Origin of the sequence: Sphingomonas sp. PR090111-T3T-6A (genome assembly GCF_000383095.1) — a bacterium.
Taxonomy (GTDB): Bacteria; Pseudomonadota; Alphaproteobacteria; order Sphingomonadales; family Sphingomonadaceae; genus Solisphingomonas.
Genome location: NZ_AORL01000021.1, coordinates 740,727 through 761,127 on the forward strand (window position 1 = coordinate 740,727; position 20,401 = coordinate 761,127).

At 66.1% G+C, this 20,401-nt stretch carries 19 protein-coding genes and 2 tRNA genes; 8 read left to right on the top strand and 13 right to left on the bottom strand.

Going from position 1 to position 20,401, the window contains the following annotated elements:
* Positions 1-136 precede the first annotated feature (136 nt).
* From ST3T6A_RS0113600 to ST3T6A_RS0113620, 5 genes are read right to left on the bottom strand one after another with little or no spacing between them, the layout of a single operon-like run.
* On the bottom strand, positions 137-544 hold the full coding sequence (locus ST3T6A_RS0113600) for a GNAT family acetyltransferase (protein WP_019833488.1): 408 nt from the start codon (positions 542-544) through the stop codon (positions 137-139).
* Positions 541-3,165, bottom strand: a complete 2,625-nt coding sequence (locus ST3T6A_RS0113605) for a valine--tRNA ligase (RefSeq protein ID WP_019833489.1) — start codon at positions 3,163-3,165, stop codon at positions 541-543. The genes ST3T6A_RS0113600 and ST3T6A_RS0113605 overlap by 4 nt, the downstream gene beginning before the upstream one ends.
* A gap of 43 nt (positions 3,166-3,208) precedes the next feature.
* A complete protein-coding gene (locus tag ST3T6A_RS0113610) occupies positions 3,209-3,772 on the bottom strand; it encodes a DUF2497 domain-containing protein (protein ID WP_019833490.1) in 564 nt (187 codons plus the stop codon).
* 43 nt (positions 3,773-3,815) lie between these two features.
* A complete protein-coding gene (locus tag ST3T6A_RS0113615; protein ID WP_019833491.1) occupies positions 3,816-5,285 on the bottom strand; it encodes a TolC family outer membrane protein in 1,470 nt (489 codons plus the stop codon).
* Between the two features lie 20 nt (positions 5,286-5,305).
* Complete coding sequence (locus tag ST3T6A_RS0113620) at positions 5,306-5,959, bottom strand: protein-L-isoaspartate O-methyltransferase family protein (protein WP_019833492.1); 654 nt, start codon at positions 5,957-5,959, stop codon at positions 5,306-5,308.
* A gap of 212 nt (positions 5,960-6,171) precedes the next feature.
* On the opposite strand from ST3T6A_RS0113620, the gene ST3T6A_RS0113625 reads away from it, so the two are divergent.
* Positions 6,172-6,245, top strand: a tRNA-Cys gene (locus ST3T6A_RS0113625).
* Positions 6,246-6,319: 74 nt separating this feature from the next.
* Here ST3T6A_RS0113625 and ST3T6A_RS0113630 read toward each other — a convergent pair.
* The gene (locus ST3T6A_RS0113630; RefSeq protein WP_019833493.1) at positions 6,320-7,129 is read right to left on the bottom strand and encodes a transporter; all 810 of its coding nucleotides are present in this window, start codon (positions 7,127-7,129) and stop codon (positions 6,320-6,322) included.
* A 79-nt stretch (positions 7,130-7,208) separates the two neighbouring features.
* Positions 7,209-7,853, bottom strand: coding sequence for an RBBP9/YdeN family alpha/beta hydrolase (locus ST3T6A_RS0113635; protein WP_019833494.1), 645 nt, complete (start codon positions 7,851-7,853; stop codon positions 7,209-7,211).
* A gap of 206 nt (positions 7,854-8,059) precedes the next feature.
* Here ST3T6A_RS0113635 and ST3T6A_RS0113640 point away from each other — a divergent pair, with 206 nt between their 5' ends.
* The 6 genes from ST3T6A_RS0113640 to ST3T6A_RS0113665 all read left to right on the top strand — a co-directional run bounded on the left by ST3T6A_RS0113640 (position 8,060) and on the right by ST3T6A_RS0113665 (position 13,818).
* Positions 8,060-8,506 carry a hypothetical protein gene (locus ST3T6A_RS0113640; RefSeq protein ID WP_019833495.1) on the top strand — a complete coding sequence of 149 codons (447 nt, stop codon included), beginning with the start codon at positions 8,060-8,062 and terminating at the stop codon, positions 8,504-8,506.
* Positions 8,507-8,546: 40 nt separating this feature from the next.
* Entirely contained in the window at positions 8,547-9,464 is a 918-nt protein-coding gene (locus tag ST3T6A_RS0113645) for an XdhC family protein (RefSeq protein WP_026359706.1), read from the top strand.
* Between the two features lie 50 nt (positions 9,465-9,514).
* Entirely contained in the window at positions 9,515-11,047 is a 1,533-nt protein-coding gene (gene cysS / locus ST3T6A_RS0113650) for a cysteine--tRNA ligase (RefSeq protein WP_235785797.1), read from the top strand.
* 65 nt (positions 11,048-11,112) lie between these two features.
* Positions 11,113-12,303, top strand: a complete 1,191-nt coding sequence (gene wecB / locus ST3T6A_RS0113655; protein WP_037538435.1) for a non-hydrolyzing UDP-N-acetylglucosamine 2-epimerase — start codon at positions 11,113-11,115, stop codon at positions 12,301-12,303.
* Between the two features lie 2 nt (positions 12,304-12,305).
* A complete protein-coding gene (locus tag ST3T6A_RS0113660) occupies positions 12,306-13,679 on the top strand; it encodes a class II 3-deoxy-7-phosphoheptulonate synthase (protein ID WP_019833499.1) in 1,374 nt (457 codons plus the stop codon).
* A gap of 63 nt (positions 13,680-13,742) precedes the next feature.
* Positions 13,743-13,818 (top strand) — tRNA-Glu (locus ST3T6A_RS0113665).
* 130 nt (positions 13,819-13,948) lie between these two features.
* Here ST3T6A_RS0113665 and ST3T6A_RS0113670 read toward each other — a convergent pair.
* The 6 genes from ST3T6A_RS0113670 to ST3T6A_RS0113695 all read right to left on the bottom strand — a co-directional run bounded on the left by ST3T6A_RS0113670 (position 13,949) and on the right by ST3T6A_RS0113695 (position 19,522).
* Positions 13,949-15,013 carry an HEXXH motif-containing putative peptide modification protein gene (locus ST3T6A_RS0113670; protein ID WP_019833500.1) on the bottom strand — a complete coding sequence of 355 codons (1,065 nt, stop codon included), beginning with the start codon at positions 15,011-15,013 and terminating at the stop codon, positions 13,949-13,951.
* The gene (locus ST3T6A_RS21720; RefSeq protein WP_019833501.1) at positions 15,010-15,546 is read right to left on the bottom strand and encodes a DUF6817 domain-containing protein; all 537 of its coding nucleotides are present in this window, start codon (positions 15,544-15,546) and stop codon (positions 15,010-15,012) included. Before ST3T6A_RS21720 ends, ST3T6A_RS0113670 begins: the two co-directional genes overlap by 4 nt.
* Before the next feature lie 21 nt (positions 15,547-15,567).
* Complete coding sequence (locus ST3T6A_RS0113680; protein ID WP_019833502.1) at positions 15,568-15,816, bottom strand: hypothetical protein; 249 nt, start codon at positions 15,814-15,816, stop codon at positions 15,568-15,570.
* Between the two features lie 48 nt (positions 15,817-15,864).
* Positions 15,865-16,206 (bottom strand): hypothetical protein, encoded by a 342-nt coding sequence (locus tag ST3T6A_RS0113685; RefSeq protein WP_019833503.1) that lies wholly within the window; start codon positions 16,204-16,206, stop codon positions 15,865-15,867.
* Positions 16,207-16,281: 75 nt separating this feature from the next.
* A complete protein-coding gene (locus tag ST3T6A_RS20205; RefSeq protein WP_328285288.1) occupies positions 16,282-18,306 on the bottom strand; it encodes a RiPP maturation radical SAM C-methyltransferase in 2,025 nt (674 codons plus the stop codon).
* A 604-nt stretch (positions 18,307-18,910) separates the two neighbouring features.
* Positions 18,911-19,522 carry a DUF4142 domain-containing protein gene (locus ST3T6A_RS0113695; RefSeq protein ID WP_202804593.1) on the bottom strand — a complete coding sequence of 204 codons (612 nt, stop codon included), beginning with the start codon at positions 19,520-19,522 and terminating at the stop codon, positions 18,911-18,913.
* Between the two features lie 285 nt (positions 19,523-19,807).
* On the opposite strand from ST3T6A_RS0113695, the gene ST3T6A_RS0113700 reads away from it, so the two are divergent.
* Positions 19,808-20,224 (top strand): CBS domain-containing protein, encoded by a 417-nt coding sequence (locus ST3T6A_RS0113700; protein WP_202804594.1) that lies wholly within the window; start codon positions 19,808-19,810, stop codon positions 20,222-20,224.
* The last annotated feature ends 177 nt before the right edge of the window (positions 20,225-20,401 follow it).

The window sequence follows — 20,401 nt, forward strand, 5'->3', positions numbered from 1 at the left end:
ATCCGCCACGGAATTGACACGAGCGGAGCGTTTCGCGCCCGCCCGGTTTCCGTCACATTCCCCAGTCAGTCCCCTGCTGCCGGATGGGGGTCATGACACAGGAAATCCAACATATGAAGGGCGGCCGGCGGTGCCGTCAGAAACGCTTGCCGAACACGAGGAACTCGCCCCGCTCATAGCCGGCCGATTCGTAGAACGCGCTCACCGCTTCATTGTCGGCGCGGACCATCAGGCGGATCACCGGAGCACCCTGCGCGCGCAGGAAATCCTCCGCCGCCGCGACCAGCTTGCCGCCGATGCCCTTGCCGCGCTGGCTGTCCGCCACCGCCAGCGAATAGAGCCAGCCGCGATGGCCGTCGAACCCGGCCATCACCGTGCCGACCAGCACCCCCGCCTCGTCATGCGCGGCGAGGATGGTAGCCGTCGGGCAATCCAGCGCGAGACGGATGTCGCGCGTGGAATCGTTCCACGGATGGGCGAGCCCCGCCGCCTCCCACAGGGAGATGGCGGCGGGGATCTCCTCCTCGCGGAGCCGCTCGATCACCCGAGACGCGCCAGCGCCGCGCCGAGACGCTCGGCTTCGGCCGCCTTCTCGGCATGGTCGGCGCGGGCCTTCTCGACCGCCTCCGGCTTGGCGCGCTCGACGAAGCTCGGGTTGGAGAGACGGCCCGCAAGCCCGTCCCGCTCCTTCTCGGCCGCGGCCTTGCCCTTGGCGAGACGCGAACGCTCGGCCTCGATGTCGATCACGCCTTCGAGCGGGAGCACGAAGGTCGCCTCGTCGACGACGATCTGCGCGGCCGCGCCCGCAGGCGCATCGCCCTCAGCCGTATCGACGCGCGCCAGACGCGCGATCACCGGCTGCTGACGGACCAGACGCGCCCCCGTCGCCTCCCCCGCATCGCGGACGTGGAGCGGCAGGCGCGCGCCCGGCGGCACGTTGAGTTCAGCGCGGGCGGCGCGGATCTCGCTGACGAGGCGGATCAGCCAGTCGATCTCCTTCGCCGCCTCCGGGTCGAGCGCCCGGGCGTCCGCCTGCGGCCAGCGCGCGACGATCAGATCGCCCGAGCGCTCGCCCATCGCGTGCCAAAGCTCTTCGGTGATGAAGGGCATGAACGGGTGCAGCATCACCAGGATCTGGTCGAACGCCCAGCCGGCGACCGCCTTGGTCTCCTCGTCCACCTGCCCCTTGGTCAGCTCGATGTACCAGTCGCAGAAGCGCGACCAGACGAACTGGTAGATGGTGTTCGCCGCCTCGTCGAAGCGCAGGTCCGCCAACGCGAGGTCGAGCGCCTGCATGGTCGCGACCGTCTCGGCGATGATCCAGCGGTTGACCGGAAGCGTCGCCTCCGGTGCGTCCAGCGTCTTCGAAGCGCCCACGCCGTTCGCCTGGAGGAAGCGCGCGGCGTTCCACAGCTTCGTCGCGAAGTTGCGATAGCCCTCGACGCGGCTCTCGTTGAGCTTGATGTCGCGGCCCTGGCTCTCCATCGCGGCGAGCGTGAAGCGCAGCGCGTCGGCGCCGTACTTCTCGATCAGGCCCAGCGGATCGACCGTGTTGCCCTTCGACTTCGACATCTTCGCGCCGGTCGCGTCGCGGACGAGGCCGTGCAGGTAGAGCGTGCGGAACGGCACGTCGTTGAGGAAATGCATCCCCTGCATCGCCATGCGCGCATCCCAGAAGAACAGGATGTCGAAGCCGGAGATGAGGACATCGTTCGGATAGCGCTTCAGCTCGCGCGGATCGACGTCCGGCCAGCCGAGCGTGCCGAACGGCCAGAGCGCGGACGAGAACCACGTATCCAGCACATCCTCGTCGCGGGTGAGCGAGCGGCCGGGGCCGGCCTTGATCGCGGCCTCTTCCTCGGTCGCGGCGACGAAGACATTGCCGTCCTCATCATACCAGGCCGGGATGCGATGGCCCCACCAGAGCTGACGCGAGACGCACCAGGGCTGGATGTTCTCCAGCCAGTTGAACCAGGTCTTCGCCCAGGTCTCGGGGACGATCTTGATGCGGCCGTCGCGCACCGCCTGGATCGCGGGCTGGGCAAGCGTGTGGGCGTCGACATACCACTGATCGGTCAGCCACGGCTCGATCACCGCGCCCGAGCGATCGCCGAACGGCGTCTGGATCGTGCGGTCCTCGACGTTGGTGAGCGTGCCGTCCGCCTCCAGCCGCTCGACGATGACGCGGCGCGCTTCGAAGCGGTCGAGACCGAGCAGCTCGGCCGGGATCAGCCCGTCGCTCGTCTGGATGACGCGCGCCTCGGCGTCGAGCATGTTGAGCATCTCGGACGGCACGATGCCGGCGCGCTTGCCCACCTCGAAGTCGTTGAAGTCATGGCCCGGTGTGATCTTCACCGCGCCCGAGCCCAACTCCGGATCGGCATGCTCATCGGCGACGATCGGGATCAGGCGGCCGGTGATCGGCAGGCGGACCCTCTTCCCGATCAGCGCCTTATAACGCTCGTCCTCGGCGTTCACCGCCACGGCCATGTCGGCGAGCATAGTCTCGGGGCGCGTGGTCGCGACAGAGATGAAGCCCGAGCCGTCCTCGAGCGGATAGCGCAGGTGCCAGAATTTGCCGGCGACTTCCTTCGTCTCGACCTCAAGGTCCGAGATCGCGGTCTTGAGGCCGGGGTCCCAGTTCACCAGCCGCTTGTCGCGATAGAGCAGGCCCTGCTCATAGAGCTTCACGAAGACATGGACGACGGCCTTGGAGAAACCCTCGTCCATGGTGAAGCGCTCGTTCACCCAGTCGCAGGACGCGCCCAGACGGCGGAGCTGGCGGGTGATCGTGCCGCCGCTCTCGGCCTTCCACTCCCAGACCTTCTCAATGAAGGCGTCACGCGAGAAATCGGTGCGCTTCTCGCCCTTGGCGTTCATCTGGCGCTCGACGACCATCTGGGTCGCGATACCGGCATGATCGGTGCCGACCACCCAGAGCGAATCCTTGCCCTTCAGGCGCGCGTGACGGACGAGGATGTCCTGCAACGTGTTGTCGAGCGCGTGCCCGATATGGAGCGAACCCGTCACGTTCGGCGGCGGGATCACGATCGTGAAGGGCTCGGCGTCCGGGCGCTCGGGGCGGAAGCGGCCCTGCTCCTCCCAATGGGGATACCAGCGGGATTCGATGGCGGCGGGATCGAAGGTCTTGGAAAGTTCGGTCATGGCGCGCCCCGCCTAGCAGGCGTGCGCGCCCCCTGCCAAGCGTTCAGCCGCGCCCGCTGAGACGCGCGACCTCCGCCGACACCAGACGCTCGACCAGCGTGGGCAACTCGCGGTCCAGCCATTCGCGCAGCATCGGGCGGAGCATATCCGTCACAAGGCCTTCCAGCGTGTTCTCCTGCCCCGTCTCGGCGCGCACCTGAAGCTGGCTGAGCGCGGCGAAGGCGTTGCGGCTGGCGACGGCGGCCGTCGTGGACGTCAGCCCGTCGACGCCGGGCTTGGAGGCCGAAGCGGACGGAGCGGGTTCGGCGGCAGCTTCGGGCATGGGGCTGGTCAGCTCCAATATGTCGTTGGACGCCTCGCCGGCGTCGGAAACTTCGGCGGACTCGCCTTCCGGCTCGGCAGGCGCGGCCTCGACTTCGGCCGCCGGCTCGACCGGCTCCTCCGTCACCTCGCTCACCGGCAGCGCGGATTTGGGGCGCTTGGTCGCGAGCACGGGGCTCGCCGAAACCGCTTCCATGGCCTCGCGGCGAAGCCGTGGCGGCCTCGCCCCGGCAGCCTCGCTGTCCTCGGCGATGATTCGCTTGATGGAGGCAAGGATGTCCTCCATCGACGGTTCATGGTTAATCTGCCCCATAAACCCTAGTCTATTCCTAGTTTGAGGGCGGAGTCACGGGGGGATTTTCAGGGACGACCTGCGGGCCGTAGCTCACCTTCGCGATCGGCTGCGGCGTCGGATTTTCGGACCAATCGCCCACGACGTGCACGGCATGGCGATAATTGACGGTCGGATCATAGAGCGCGCCGCCCTGAAGCCCCAGATGCTTGTAGTCGACGAGGCCCATCGAATTGAGCAGCGCGAAGCCCGCGACATAGGCGTCTCGTTGCGCCGACACGAGCGTCACCTGGCTGCCCAGCAGTTCCTGCTCCGCGTTCAGCACGTCGAGCACCTGCCGCTCGCCGACGCCCTGTTCGGCGCGCACGCCCTCCAGCGCCAGCGTGTTGGCCTTGAGCGCCTCCTGACTCGACCGGATCACCTCCAGAGCCGCCTGATAGGTGGAGAAGGCGGAGCGCGCATTCGCGATCACCTGCCGCTCGGTGGCAACCTCATGCTCCAGCGCGGCCGATTCGAACGCCTGCGCCTGACGGATCTGCGCGCTCGGCAAGCCGCCCTGATAGAGCGGGAGGGTCAGCGTCACACCCGCCTGCGAGGCATTGCCGGAAATGTTGCCAGTCGGAACGCCAAGGCCGTTTCCTGCGAAACCCGAATAGCGATAATATTGGTTGCTCGCTGATGCCGAGATGCTCGGCATCCGGCTCGCTCTGGCCGTGGAAACATCATAGCGCGCTGCCTTCACGGATTCCTTGGAGGCGGCGATGTCGGGATTGTTGTTGACCGCCGTATCCTCGGCCTTGTCTCCGGTATCGGGAAGCGTCGGAAGCGGCGGCGGCTGGTCGAGCGACGCGGCAGCCTGCCCGATCACGCGCCGGTAATTCTCTTCGCTGCTGGTCAGATTGCTGCGCGCCGTGGTCAGCTGGCTGCGGCCGTCCTCCAGACGCGCCTGTGACTGGGCGACGTCGGTGCGGGTCAGGTCGCCCGCCTGAAAGCGATCGTTGGTGGCATCCAGATTGGTCTGGAGCACCTTCACATTGTTGGTGTTCAGCTCGACGATCGCGCGGTCGCGCACCACGTCCATATAGGCCGAGACCGCCTGGACCAGCACGTCGCCCTCGGTTGCCCTGAGCGTCTGGCGCCCCGCATCGACCCGGCTGTCGGCCGCGTGGACCGCGTTGCGCACACGGCCGCCCTGATAGAGCGGTACACTCACCTGCGCGCTCGCCGTCACCGATTCATTCAAGCCCTGGAGCACCCTGAGGCCCCGGATGCCATGCGTATAATCGACCCGCCCGCCCAGCGTCGGCCGACCGCCGGCACGGGCGATCGCCGCCTGCTCGTCGGTCGCCTGCAACTGAGCGCGTTGCTCGGTCAGGGTAGGATTGCTGGCATAAGTGGCAAGCAAGGCGTCGGTGAGGGTCGTCGCCTGCGCTCCGCCCTCACCAGCCAGCACGGCCGCGAGCGCCGTCAGCGCCGCGCCCGTCTTCACCACACCCACCCTCTTCATGTTCCCCCCTCTGCCTCTTCCTAAAAAGTGAAGGCCGGTGCCGGTGCGAAGCCGGGCAGCGGCGCCGTCTCGACATCCGCGAATGCCTTGTAAGCGAAGGTCCCGCCCGTGCGGCGACCCATGATCAGCCGGCTCACGCCACGCTCCACGAGCGCGCCGACCAGCCGGCCGCCTTCCGCCACCTGCGCGACGAGCGGCTCGGGCAGCTGCTCTACCCCGCCATCGACATAGACGAGATCATAGGGAGCACCGGCAAGCCAGCCCTCCGTCAGCAAACCCTCGACCAGCGTCACGCCGGTCACGCCCGCCAGCGAGCTGCGCGCACGTGCAGCCAGCATCGCCGACTGTTCCAGAGCCGTCACCGAGCAGCCCATCGACGCGAGCAGCGCCGCGACATAGCCCGTGCCCGCGCCGACCACGAGCGCACGCTCGTCCGGCTGGGGCGCCGCGGCGTCCAGCAATCGACCGGTTGCGATCGGCGGATTGAGGCCGCGCCCTTCGCCCAGCGACACGATCGTATCGCGATAGGCGAGGCCGCCCTGATCCTCAGCCACAAAATTCTCGCGCGCCACGGCGCCGAACGCCGCCAGCACCGCCGCGTCGGTCACCTTGTTGGTGCGCAGCTGGTTCGACACCATCGCACGCCGAAGCTGATCGAAATCCCGTTCGCTCATGAGTCCTGACCTCGCACAACTGTATTAGCTTGACAATACACTATCTCACGCGAGCGATCTCTAGGCGTTCACCGCTCTGGCCGCAACGGGATGCAAGCCGAAGGCGGACTATCCCGTTCGTCCCGGAGCAGGCAGCGCTCGTGGGCTCTTCGGAAATTAGTGCGAACCCGGTCTTGACGCAGAAGCGAAACCCGAGCATCTGCGCCGCTCTCGGCCCGATGGCGGAGTGGTTACGCAGAGGACTGCAAATCCTTGCACGCCGGTTCGATTCCGGCTCGGGCCTCCACTCTTCTTCCTGAAAATCAATGGCATATCGATGACGCGGCCCCTCGTCGGCCGTGCTCATTGTCAGCCGTCGCGCTAGAAGCGCTCCGATACGCCGAGCACCAGCTCTATCCGCGGCGTGGCCCGCGATGTTCCCACATAAGCGGACAGATCGACCTGCTGGTTTTTGGTGCGCTGCCACGCGGTGCTGAAATCCACCGACGACTGCGTGACATGGCCCGACGGATCATCGTCCCGCATCGCCCAGCCTTCCATGGTGAACTGCCAGTCCTCTCCGACGGAGCGGGTCACCGCCGCCGCCATGGCATAAGCGAGATGCCGCCCGTGCCGATCCGCATCGGCCGCGGCATCCACCTCCGGATCGAGCGTGAGGCGCCAGTTCTTCGCCAGATCCGCGCCGAAAGGCGTGACGATGCCTGCGCTCCACGTTCCGGCGCCGACGGGATTGCGCCCGACCGGCAGCGTCACGCTCGGCATGACCGCGAAGGCCGTGCCGCTGTCATCGGGATGCCGGAGATTGCGCCGGAGCGAGAGGGTGAGATCGCCCGCGCCCCGGCCATGTTCGACCAGACCGGTCATCCGGTCCCGGCTGCGGGTCCAGCCATAGCCGTCCCAGCCGATGCGCGCTTCCGTATGATCGTCCACACCGTAGCGCAGGAGCAGATCGCCGGTCGATTCGTCGTCCTCGATCGTGTCACGGTCGCGACTGTGTGCATAATCGAACAGCCCTGCCTCGATCTGGAAGCGGCCGGGATCGAGCGTGCAACTCGGCGTCGCCTTGCCCGGCCGGTCGGCGCAGAAATCCCGCTCGTCCGCCCTCGCCTGCCCCGCGAAGCCCGCCGCTCCGCACATGGCCAGCACCGCCAGCCCCCAACGCCGCCTCATCACGCAAATCCCCTTCGCCTTCGCTTCTATTGTAGCGGCAAGACGGGGAGGAAGCGGATATTCGCGGCGATGCGTGGCCTCAGGCCGGAACGGGGACGATCTGCTCCGGCTGGAAACGCACTGTCTCATCGTCAATCCGCCGCGCGCCGCGGGCGCAGACATGATCCAGCAGATGATCCAGCACGCGCTGCCCGGCCGGCCAGTGGGCAAGGCCGGACAGATCGTTGATGTGCCCTGCCTCGCCCATGTCGCAAAAGGCCGCCAGCCAGTTTCCGGCCATTTCCCGTGCACGGGCGGCCGTGCACCAGGGATCGTCCTGGCTCGCGACGACCACCGTCGGGAACGGCAGCACGGAGCGCGGAGACGGCGCGAACTCCGCGATGCGGGGATCGACGCTCACCCGATCGAGATCAGGCGGCGCGACCAGCATCGCCCCCACGACGGGCCGCGACGCGCCTTCGCCTGCCAACGCCGCCCACCATGCCACCAGATGGCAGGAGAGGCTGTGCGCCACCAGCACCACAGGCCCCCGTGCCTCGGCGATCCTGCGTTCCAGACGGGCGATCCACAGATTGCGCGAAGGCCGCGACCAGCAGCCGAGATCCACCCGCTCGACATTGGGCCGCTGCTCTTCCCACAGCGTCTGCCAATGATTCGGCCCGCTGCCGTCGAGACCCGGCAGGGTCAGGCAAAGCGGCGTCCGGCTCAGGCGATCCTGGAACATGGCGGGCTCTCCTATTCCGATCGAATATGCCGCCGATAATTCCCTAGTGCAATTGTAGGTTATTCATCTGAGCGCAAGGTTCGACCGATTCTGCGACCAAGCCCGCGACGGATGCGCCGAAGCGTATTGAGAACCGATCTCAATAATCTTGACCCGGTGAGCAAGCTGAGGTTTATTGAGATCAATTCTCAAAAGGAGAGTGTCCGATGTATGATTTCGTCGATCGCCCGGTATCCCGGCTGGGTGCGGGCGGACGCTTCCTCCTCTGGGCGATGCGGGGCTGGATCCACGCGGCCACGGGCGGCCAATGCCCGCCGGGTGCGATCGCGCCGGCCTTTGCGCGACATGGCGTGTTGCCGGCGCTCCCCCACCTCCACACCTTTCTGGCCGAGCTGAACCGTCGCGCGACTCGGAAGATATCCTTCTCTCCGCTCGCCCATGACAGGATCGGCGACGACGAGGCCGTGCTGCTCCAACTCTGCCGCGACGCCGGCGAGGACCCGCCGCGCGCCCGCGCTACGCTGGCGCTGCTTCTGGAGGAGGAGGCGGTCGGCTCCGGCTTCAGCGCGCTCCTGTCGGGCGTCGCGCGGCTGAATGATGGCGGGCTCGGACATATCAGCCTCTCGACCGATCCGGCCGTTCCCCGCCACTGACACATTTGCGCGCGCCAATGTGCGTGCTTAAATCTGCTGCGTGGCGGATATCGACCAGCTTCTCGCGCGTGCCCTCGAATGGAGGGGCCTGCCTCTGGCCCTGGCGACGGTCGTTTCGACCTGGGGTTCCGCTCCACGGCCCCGCGGGAGCCATATGCTGATCGCGGCGGACGGCCGCTTCGAGGGATCGGTGTCCGGGGGCTGCGTCGAAGGGGAAGTTCTCGTCGCCGGGGCGGACGTCATCGCCCAGGGAAGCCCGCGACGCCTGCGATATGGGGTGACCGACCCGACCGCGTGGGAGACCGGCCTCCCCTGCGGCGGAGAGATAGAGTTGCTCGTGCAGCCCGTTTCCGAAACCGGCTTCCCCGCGCATCTTTTCGACAGGATCGCCACGGCCCGCCTTGCCGGCGACACCCTGCTGCTCGCGACCGACCTCGATACGGGTCGGACGAGCGAGCAGGCTCATGATGGGGCATTTCTCAACAGTTATGGCCCTCCTCGGCGCATGCTCATCGTCGGGGCGGTGCAGATCGGCCAGTCGCTCGTCCGCCTGGCGCGGGAACTCGGCATGGCCGTCACGGTGATCGACCCCCGCGAGCGCTTCCTCACCCAAGATCGCTTCCCCGACACGATCCTCGACGATCGCTGGCCCGACGAGGCGGTTGCCGCCGCGAAGCCGGATCGGGCGACGGCGATCGTCACCCTCTCGCACGACATCAAGATCGACGACCCGGCGCTGGCCGCCGCGCTCCGGTCTCCGGCGGGTTACATCGCCGCGCTCGGCTCGCGCCGCAGCCACGCCCGGCGGCTGGAGAGGCTCGCGACGATGGGTTTCGACGAAGCGGCGCTGGCCCGTATCGACGGCCCTGCCGGCATCGACATCGGCGGCATCGGCCCGGCCGAGATCGCCCTCTCGATCGCGGCAGGCGCCGTCCGTGCCTTCTCGGAGCAGGGCTGATCCACGCGGGAGGTTTCCCTCGGCCCCGAAATCGCATTATGGCCGCGAGCATGACGACAGCCGGCGCTCCCCTCACCCTGTTCAACAGCCTCAGCCGCGCGATCGAGCCGTTCCAGCCGATCGACCCGAAGATGGTGCGGCTCTATTCCTGCGGCCCGACGGTCTATTCGACCGCGCATCTCGGCAATCTGCGCGCCTATGTCTTCACCGACACGCTGCGCCGCACGCTGAACTGGAAGGGCTACGCCACCACGCACGTCATCAACATCACCGACGTCGGACACCTGACTTCGGACGCCGATGCCGGCGACGACAAGATGGAGCTGGCAGCCCAGAAGGCCGGTACGACGATCTGGGATATCGCGGCACGTTACACCCGGCTCTTCAAGGCCGATCTCAAGGCGCTCGGCATTCTCGATCCATCGATCTGGAGCGTGGCGACCGATCATATCCAGGACATGATCGCCTTCGCCGACGCACTGGAAAAGCAGGGCGCGGCCTATGAGATCGACGGCGGTCTCTATTTCGACGTGACCAAGGTGCCCGACTATGGCCGCCTCGCCCGGAGCGCGATGGACGGGCCCGAGGTCGCGCGCATCGACGCGGTGGAAGGCAAGCGCCACCCGGCCGACTTCGCGATCTGGCGCCGGTCGCCGGAGGGCGAGCAGCGGCAGATGGAGTGGCTCTCCCCCTGGGGTCCGGGCGCGCCGGGCTGGCATCTCGAATGCTCGGTGATGAGCCTCAAATATCTCGGCGAGCAGTTCGACATCCATACGGGCGGCATCGATCATCGCGAGATCCATCACTGCAACGAGATCGCGCAGAACCAGGCCTATAACGGCACCGCAAAGACGGGCGCCAACATCTGGATGCACAACAATTTCCTCGTCGACAGGACGGGGAAGATGTCGAAGTCCAAGGGCGGCGTCGCGACGCTGGGGGCGCTCACCGCGCGGGGCGTGCATCCGCTCGCCTATCGCCTGCTCTGCCTCGGCGCGCATTATCGCTCGGAGCTGGAATTCTCCCTCGAAGCGATCTCCGCCGCGCTGACCCGCCTCAAGCGCCTCGCCATCGCCATCGCCGCGCTCAAGGCCGAGGCGACGCTCGATCCGGCCGCGCTGCGACCATCGCAGGAGGCCGGCTACGGCAAGGGCGCACCGTTCGACTGGCAGCGGCGCACGCTGGAGAGCGGCCTGAGCGACGAGGCCCTCACCTTCGTCGCTCGTTTCGACGAGGCGCTGTCGGCGGACCTCATGACCCCGCAGGCGCTCCCCGTGTTGGACGCTGTGATCGCCTCCACCCTTCCGGCCGACGAGAAGCTCCGCCTGATCGCGGACTTCGATCTCGCGCTCGGCCTCGGCCTGCTCGATCTCGACCGCCGCGCGCTCTCGGTACGCCCGGAAGACGCGACGCTGACCGACGCGGAGGTAGACGCCCTGCTCGATGAGCGCCAGCAGGCCCGCGCCGCCAAGAACTTCGCCGCTGCCGACGCCGCCCGCGACCGCCTCAAGGCTGCCGGCGTCGATATCATGGACGGCGATGCATTGCGCTGGGAATGGCGCCCGCTGCTCGAAGACGCCTGATCCCTCTTGTTTCGTCATCGGAATGAATCACTCTGTCCCCCGGCGCATGCTGGGGGGCAGTGGCGATGGTTTCGTTCGGGGGCGAGCGCAGCGTTCACCTGTTGAGCATCGTGGGCACGCGCCCGGAAGCGATCAAGATCGCTCCCGTCGCGCTCGCGGCCTGTCGGCGCCGGCAGCTCCGGCATCGCATCCTCGCCACCGGGCAGCACGATGTGCTGTTCGACGAAGCGCTGGCCGGCTTTCACCTCGCGCCCGACCTGCGCCTCGGCCCGCTCCTCCGGGACAGCGATCCGGATGTCGTGGTCGAGCGCCTCTCCGGCGCGATCGAGCCCGTTCTCCGCGCGGCCTCGCCTGATCTCGTTCTCGTGCAGGGCGATACCAACAGCGCCCTCGCCGGTGCCGTGGCCGCGCAGGGGCTCGGCATTCCCGTGGGGCATGTCGAGGCAGGGTTGCGATCGTTCGATCTGCAACATCCCTGGCCGGAAGAACGCAACCGCGTGCGGATCGACCGCATGGCCACCCTGCTCTTCGCGCCGACCCGACAGGCGGCCGCCAATCTCGAAGCCGATCCCGATGTCATGGGCGCCATCCATGTCACGGGCAACACCGGTATCGACGCGCTCCTCCTCACCCGCGCCGGCATCGGCCGCCACACCGCGCCATCGCCCAGCCTGCCTTCGCTGATCCTGCTCACCTGCCACCGGCGGGAGAGCATCGGCGAAGGGATGGAGCGCATCTGCGATGCCGTGCTCCGCCTCGCGGCGCGGGGCGACGTCATCGTCCTCTGCCCCGTCCACCCCAATCCGGCGGTGGGCGGCACGATCCGCGCGCGGCTGGGCGGGCATCCCGCCATCCGCCTGCTGGGCGCCCTTCCCTATCGCGACACGGTGGCCGCGATGAGCGCGGCGCGGCTGATCCTCACCGACAGCGGCGGCATTCAGGAAGAGGCTCCTGCACTCGGCATCCCTACCCTGGTGCTACGCGACGTCACCGAGCGGCCGGAGGGCCTCGCCACCGGCAATCTCGCGCTGGTCGGCACCGATCCGGACCAGATTGTGGAGACCGCCGCGCGTCTTCTCGACGACCCTGCCGCCCATGCCGCAATGGCCCGTCCCGCCTTCCCTTTCGGCCAGGGGGATGCGGCGGAGAAGATACTCGATAGGGTTGAACAATATTTCTCGTCCAGCTCCGGTCACGAACATCCATTGCCTTTCAGCCCCGTTTGGACCAAGGACGGCGGCCCGAAAGGAGCATGAAAATGGCCACCGCATGGGCCCCCGAAAGCTGGCGCGAATTCGAAGCGCGACAGTTGCCCGACTATCCCGATCCTGCCGCGCTCGCGGCCGCCGAAGATCAGATCTCGCGCTTTCCGCCGCTCGTCTTTGCCGGCGAGGCGCGCGCGCTGACGGCTGAGCTGGCCGAAGTGGCCGCCGGCAAGGCTTTTCTGCTTCAGGGCGGCGATTGCGCGGAGAGCTTTGCGGAGTTCCATCCGAACAACATCCGCGACACCTTCCGCGTGCTTCTCCAGATGGCGGTGGTGCTCACCTTCGCGTCGAAGATGCCGGTGGTGAAGGTCGGCCGCATGGCGGGCCAGTTCGCCAAGCCGCGCTCCGCCCCGATGGAGGAGATCGACGGCGTCTCGCTGCCGAGCTATCGCGGCGATAACGTCAACGACATCGCCTTCACGCCGGAATCGCGTCGCCCCGATCCGGAGCGGATGATCCGCGGCTACAACCAGTCGGCCTCGACGCTGAACCTGCTGCGCGCCTTCGCGCAGGGTGGCTATGCGAACCTGTTGCAGGTCCACCGCTGGACGCTCGAGTTCATGGGCCGTAGTCCGTGGGCCGATCGTTATCAGGCGCTGGCCGATCGCATCGGCGACGCGCTCGACTTCATGGCGGCGTGCGGCGTCAACCCGGAGACGGTTCCCCAACTCCAGGGCACGCATTTCTACACCAGTCATGAGGGCCTCCTGCTCCCCTACGAGCAGGCGATGACGCGCCAGGATTCGCTCACCGGCGAATGGTACGACACGTCGGCCCACATGATCTGGATCGGCGACCGGACCCGCTTCGAGGGCTCGGCGCATGTCGAGTTCCTGCGCGGCATCAACAACCCGATCGGCATCAAGTGCGGCCCGAGCCTCGAGCCGGACGTGCTGCTGCGCCTGCTCGACACGCTCGATCCGAAGCGCACGCCGGGCCGGGTGACGCTCATCACGCGCTATGGGCACGACAAGATCGAGAAGGGCCTGCCCGCCCTCGTCCGCGCCGTGAAGCGCGAGGGGCGTCCGGTGGTGTGGTCGTGCGATCCGATGCACGGCAACGTCGTGAAGGCCGCCAACGGCTACAAGACGCGTCCGTTCGAGCGCATCCTCGGCGAAGTGCGCGGCTTCTTCGCGGTGCACCGCGCGGAAGGCACGCATGGCGGCGGCATCCACATCGAGATGACCGGCCAGAACGTCACCGAATGCACCGGCGGCGCCGTGGCGATCACCGACGAAGGTCTGGCCGCCCGCTACCACACGCACTGCGATCCGCGCCTCAATGCGGGCCAGTCGCTGGAGCTTGCTTTCCTGCTCGCCGACATGGTGAATCAGGAGCTGCGCGAGCGGGAACGGCACGCAGCCTAAAAAATGTAATTTACCTGTTGACGCGAGGCCGGCCTCCCCATAGAGGACCGGCCTCTGCTGAACGGCCCCTTCGTCTAGCGGTCTAGGACGTCGCCCTCTCACGGCGAAAACACGGGTTCGAGTCCCGTAGGGGTCACCAGTGATTTCAACGGCTTAGCAGAAGCCGCAGGTCCAGCGACCGCTTCCCAAGCTGTCCTCTCCGACGGACGCCATCTGGCCTAGCCAGGTTGCTGCTCCATGCGGTATCGCACACCGATTGCTTGAGCAGATCAGGCGGCAAGCATCACCGCATCGACGAAGTGCCGGCTTTGCGGCCGTTCCTCCAGCCGGTCGCGCAATATGTCCGCGAGCGTGTCGCGACCGCGGTCAAGCGCCTGCCAGCGCCGCTCGATCCAATCCGCTCCCGATATGTCGCCATGAAGCAGCCAGCGATAATAATCGGCGAGGCTCGCATAGATGAGCAACGCCTGCATCATCACCACGACCGGCCGTTCGAGCCCGCTCACCGGGGAGATCATCTTGACCTCGCGGTCGGGCAAATCCGCAGGTCCCTCTATCAGCCACCAGAGCCAGAGCCTCTGGTGATAATATTCGTGGATCAGGCTTTCCGCCTGCAACTCCGGGCTGCCAGGGCAAAGCGAGGTGAAGATGCCGCCGGTATAGTGCGCACCCATGCTGTAGCTGCTCCGGTCGCCCGGACTCCAGTCGCCGGTGATCGCGATCACCCCGATTGCATCGAGGATGCCTTCGTGCAGGTCGGCTGCGTAACGCCGTACCGTGACCAGGCCGGCGAGGATCGCATCGCGCATCCCGGCCTCCGAAACGGGGAGCCGGGCGCCGTTGTAACGCATCCCGTCATGGACGACGTCGTCGAACAGGCCGGGTAGCGGGCGATAGACGATCGGGCCGCCGGTCACGCAATCGAGGATCGCACCCTCAACCGGGCGGACGCTGTCCTCCGACATCTCCCAGGTCGCCGGCTTGGCACCATGGGTGCGGAAATAGCGGTGGACGAGCATGGCGGGCTCGACCGGAGACAGGCCGAGCCGTCCGCGCAGGCAGCGGACATGGCGCTCGGGATCGCTTCCGGCGGTGCGTGCGGCGAGCAGCGCATGGAGATGGGGGTAGAGTTCGGGGTCGTTCCAATGAGCCTCTGAACGATCACGCAGATAGGCGTGAAGATCGGCAAAGCCCGGAACCCCGCTCAGATCGGCATGCGCCCGCGCGGCCGCGTCGAGCAGCCAGAAGGGCGCGTTGACCGCGAAGTCCGTGTGATATTCGCCATAGGAAAAGCGGGAGACCCGGCCGAAGACGAGGCGGAACAGGTCCTTCATGCAGCGTCCGCGTCCATCCGGCCGTCGAGTGCGGCGGCGAGCTGCGTGTCCGCCGGCGGCGACAGATATGGAAGCAGCCGGCGATACGCTGCCATCGTGACCTCCGGCAAAGGCCCCCGACCGAAGACACGCTCCCGCTGCTCCACGAAATTGGCGGCTGCGACCAGCTTGAGTTCGGCTGGAATCGCCGCGAACCATGGTTCATCGGCCGCCAGCGCCTCACGCCAGTCGAGCAGCGAGAAGGCGTGGACGAGCGCCTCGGTCTCCGAGCCGATCACCGCCGCCACCGCGTCCCGGCTGCGCGCATCGAGCGGGCCGGTCTTGAATGCCGGGGTGCCGTAGACCGAGTGGTACAGCCCGACAACGCCAACCGTCTCGCCGCAGCCCCAGGCCCGGAGGAGCCGATAGGTGCCGAGCAGATGGTGGAACAATGTCGTACCGGAATGCGACGCGAAAGCCCCGGGAAGTTCGATCAGATAGCGCAGGATCGCCTCCCCGGGGTCCGGCCCGTCAAGCGGATCGAACGATGGCATGATTTACGGCTTGGCCATGCGTCAGAAGTGGACCTTCACGCCAACGCTCACATCGGTGTCGGCGGCGGCAGCCCGGCCGGCAGCGAGTTGTGAAGCAGCCGCCAGCTTGGATTGGATAAGATGCGCAAGCTCCTCGTTCTTCACGGTCAGCACGCCGCCATGCACGGAGACGGCGTCGGCCTTGAGCACCGCGGACGGTTCCATCGCGACGCTGCTGGTTTCTGCATGGGTTCGGAAGGCGGTTTTCGCCAGATCGAGTTTGTCAGGCATGTCGGTTCTTCCTCAATTGTGGTCCGGCACTGCAAAACGCAGCGCGTGTCACTTCACCTTGACGCCGACACTGACGTCGACATCGGCTGCGGCGAGCCCGCCGGGCACGAGCCGCGAGGCATCCGCCAGCTTGGTGTGGATGAGGTTCGCGAGCTTCTCGTTCTGGATCGACAGAACGCCGCCCTTGACGGATACGGCGCCCGGCTTGGTGAGGTCGCTCGCGGCGAGTTCGACGGTGCCGCTCTCCGAACGGGTATTGAGGCGCTTCAGCGCCGTCGCGGCGACTTTCGTCGTGGTGAGATCAGGCATGATAACCAGTCCTTTCCTCAGGTGGTTCAGCGTGAGCGCTCCCTTGAGCGAGCGCAGCGTTTCGATGATGGCCCCCGTCATGGAGGGTGTCGGACAAGCCGGATCGAGGCCGTAGCGCCCCGGCATGCCCGCAGGCCCGACATCGGAATCTTCCGCTCAGGCATAGACCGCCGCTCCCTCGTCATCAGGGATCGTCATGACCGGCACGCGCACGACCTGAGGGTCGATCGAGATGTCGATGTCGCGCAGATGGACGTGGAAGCGTTGCAGCGCGGCCAGACTCGGCACCTCGGCACCCATCGGGCTGGCGAGGCTCAGATATTTGCCGTTGATCTCCAGGATCGCGCCGCTCCTGACGAGCGCGTCGAGACGTTTCGCGCATTGCTCACGCGATACGGCCTGGTCAGCGAGTGCCTGGTGGATGATGCCGAGCGTGCTCGCCTCGTCGCAGATCGCATGGAGCCGGGCGTCGAGCGGAGACAGCACCGACAGTTCCACCTTCACCGGGTCCCGCAGGTCACACAGCAGCAACTGGTCGCCGAGCGGGATGGAGAAGAAGGCGCATTTTGCGGAATGCGCGTTCCAGTCGAGGATCGCGGCGTGGAGATCGGCGGTATAGGCCGGCACGTCGCGCTCGTCGGGATAGTCGAAGGTGAAGTGGTAGGCGAGGTTGGCACGCGCCGCGCCGGGCTGCTCGGCATAGACGAAGTCATAGGCCGGATAGGGCTTCACGTTGCGCGCGCCGAGCGCGGCTTCATTGAACAATGGGCTGAAGCGGTCGAGCCGGATGCCCGCCCCGCCGTCGGGCGCCTCGAGATGGCGGATGAGCGGAATGATCCCGGCCATCTTGGCATACCATTCGGGCTGCTCGCCCGGGAAACCCCAGAGGAAATTCCACAGCACCTTGATCCCGAGTTCCGCCGACCATTTGAGCAACTGAATATTCTGGATCGCACTGACGCCCTTGCGCATCAGGTGCAGCACGCCGTCATGCAAGCTCTCGATGCCCGGCTGGATCATCGTAATGTTGGCGGCGCGGAGTTCCCGAAGCTGCTGCTTCTTCAGGTTTGCCTTGACCTCGTAGAACAGCTTCTCGTCGATCCCGCTCGCCTGGAGCCTGGGAACGAAGCTGTCGAAATATTTGAGGTCCAGGATGTTGTCGACGACCGAAACCGCATGACCTGGAAAACGGGTGATGAGCCAGTCGAGTTCGTCGAGCGCGCGATCCGCCTGCTTGCTGCGGAACGCCATGGCCGTGCCATTCAGGCCGCAGAAGGTGCAATGGCTGCGCTCGCCCCACCAGCACCCGCGCGACGTCTCGAAGAGCAGCCGGGCGCGCCGCTCGACATCGGGCATGGCGCGTACCTGCTCGAAATAGGCGGAATAGTCGGGATAGGCGAGGCTGTTGAGGTCGACCGGCGCCGAGGCGATCCGCACCTTGCGGGCAGCGGGAGCCGCCCCGGCACAGGCGAGCGCAGCGATATCAAGGATGGCACGCTCACCCTCGCCGGAGACGACATGATCCACGAAGGGGAAGGATTCGAGGAGCTGCTGCCCCATCACGGATTCGCAGTTCGCGCCGCCGAAGGCGATCTGCACCGCAGGACGCCGGGCCTTTATCCGCTTCGCCAGAGCAAGCGAGGCCGCATTCTGCTGGAAGACAGTCGTGAAGCCGACCAGTGCCGGATCGCCCGCTAGCACGCGATCGACGCAGGCATCGAGGAACGGGTCGATCACCGGGCGGACACGAGCGATATCGGCCTCGACGTCGGCGAGCGTCCGCCAGGGGGAATCCCCCACCTCCTGGGCCTTTGCGCGACGCTGAAGCGAAATATCGACCAACGCGAGATAGGCAGCGTCGCGCGCCGGATCGGCGGGCCCGTGCAGGGCGTCACGGAACAGCCAGTCGCCGAGCAGCAGCGTTCCTTCGGGCGAACCCGTGGAGATGCGCTCATAGAGATGCATGCCGATGCGCTCGGCAAAAGCGATGGTGCAATAATGGGTCCGCGGCTCATGGCCCGCGCGGCGCAATTCGCCGGCGAGCAGGCCGAGCGCGATCGAGGGAGTGAAGAGGGGACCGAACGGCATGCTCACCAGCGCGATATCGCCGACACCGGCAACCCGGCTGGACTCGCCGCCCGACGATGGGTGAGCATGTGAAAATTGTGTCGCGGCCGGCACGGGCGCCTCTACTGCTGCGCGGTTCCCTGTGCCGGGTATCGGTTCCGATGGAGGGACGCCGCATTCAGCCCGCCGCCCAAATCCACGAAACCAAAATATTTGTAAAAATCAGACATGAGAAAAATCCTTTCGATATTAGATATTTAAATCAAACTAATCGATAGGATTTGAGTCGAGTCGAAAGATTCATATAGTCGATAGTATTGATGACATTATTCCACCGACAATTTTACTAGACAAAGGTCGAATTATCTCGATCGATAAAACCTCCCCATTGATCGATATTTATTTCGGTAATTTCATACATTTCGACCCATTATCGTCACATAGCAATCATGATGCGGACGATCCGGGGAGCAGACTGCAAAATCGCAAGTGCGGTGCCGCGGTCGCATTTGAAGCAAGTCGGACGATCGCAAGGAAGTTCACGTCAGCACGCCTAGCGGGTGGCGATGGACTGGCTCAAAAACGGAAAACGAGATCAAAGTCGTCAACCGGATTGGTGGCAGCAGCCAGTGAACGAGCGGTCCGGATAGAGAGCGCGATGTCAGTTATGCGACATGCGACTCTTCAGGCGATGCGTCCATCGGATAGGCGGGCCGTGCTATTGCTGGCTCTCGATAGCCTTGATCCGGTCCAGATGGGCCTGCACCTTCGGCTTGATCTCGGCGGCAGCGGTCTTCAGCGAGGCCACGTCCCCCTTGTCCGCGTAGAGCGTCATCAGCGACAGCGCCTTCTCATGCGCGTCCACCTGCTGGCTCGTATATTCCTTGTCGAAATCCGCGCCCGCCTTCTTGCGAAGATCGTCGAGTTTCCCGGCCTGATCGTCGGTCAGTGTCGGGTCCGGCGTGATCGCCGGCTGCGCCTCTGCGGCGGCTTTCTTGATCTTCGCCGTTGAGGCTGTGTGATCCTCGATCATCATCGAAGCGAAGCTCTTGAGATCGGTGGAGGTGGCCCTGCTCCGCGCGAGCTTCGCCGAGGCAATCTCGAACGCGTCGCTCTTCGCCGCCTTGTCCGCGAACTCCTGCCCGCTGGGCGCAGGTGTCACCGTTTCCTTCACGCTGCCGGCGGCGTTGGCGATCATGCTTCCGGTCGCCTCCGAGACGTTCGTCACGCTATTGCCGGCTGCCGACGCCTGCTCGTTCGCCTTGGGGCCGCATCCGGCCAGCGTGCACGCAAGCGCCGCAAGGGCCACCGTCGCCATGGTTCCACGCATCACATTCTCCCGTTGAATTTGGCCGAGCCTTCCGGCGTCCGCGCAATCCTTGCGGGGGGAACGTCTCGATCGGGCGGCGTGTCCCTCGCTCCATCACATCAGCGCGGCGGCTCGTCCCAAAGCACGCCCGAACGATCAGACCGATAAAGCCGTCCGCTGATCCCATCCGCAGGAACCCCGGCGCATCTGCCGCGCTTCGGCCATGGCGAAGCACCGGGACGGAATTCCGAAGGCCCGCAAGAAGGCCTCCAGACTTTGGAGGATGCCATGAAGATCAGTGCATGCATGACGAGGGACGTCCGGATCGCCGATCCGGCCGAGACGCTACAGGAAGCAGCACGGGCGATGGCCGAGCTGGACGCGGGCTTTCTGCCCGTGGGCGAGGGCGACCGGCTGATCGGTGTCATCACCGACCGCGACATCGTCATACGAGGCGTCGCCAATGGCCGGGCCTCGGATACCACCGTCCGCGAGGTGATGAGCCCCGACGTCCGTTATTGCTACGCCGACGATAGCTGCGTCGACATCCTCTACAACATGGCCGACCTTCAGGTGCGGCGCCTGCCCGTCGTCGATCGGGACAAGCGGCTGGTGGGTATCGTGTCGATCACGGATCTTGCCACCAACGGCGAAAGCTCGCTCGCGGGCGAGGCCCTCACACAGATCGCCCGGCCGAGCGAATATCACTCTCAATCCGTATAGCGCCCGCCGAATGAGGAGTTGACCATGTGGAAGGACGCCATCGCCCTTCGCCCTAATCATCTGAAAATCCTTAGGATTTATGGAAAACTCCCGCTCCACGGCGTGGCGCGACGAAGCCACCGCGGCCCTGATCGAACCGCAGGGCGATCATGTCGTCGGTCGGGCGAGCGCATGGCA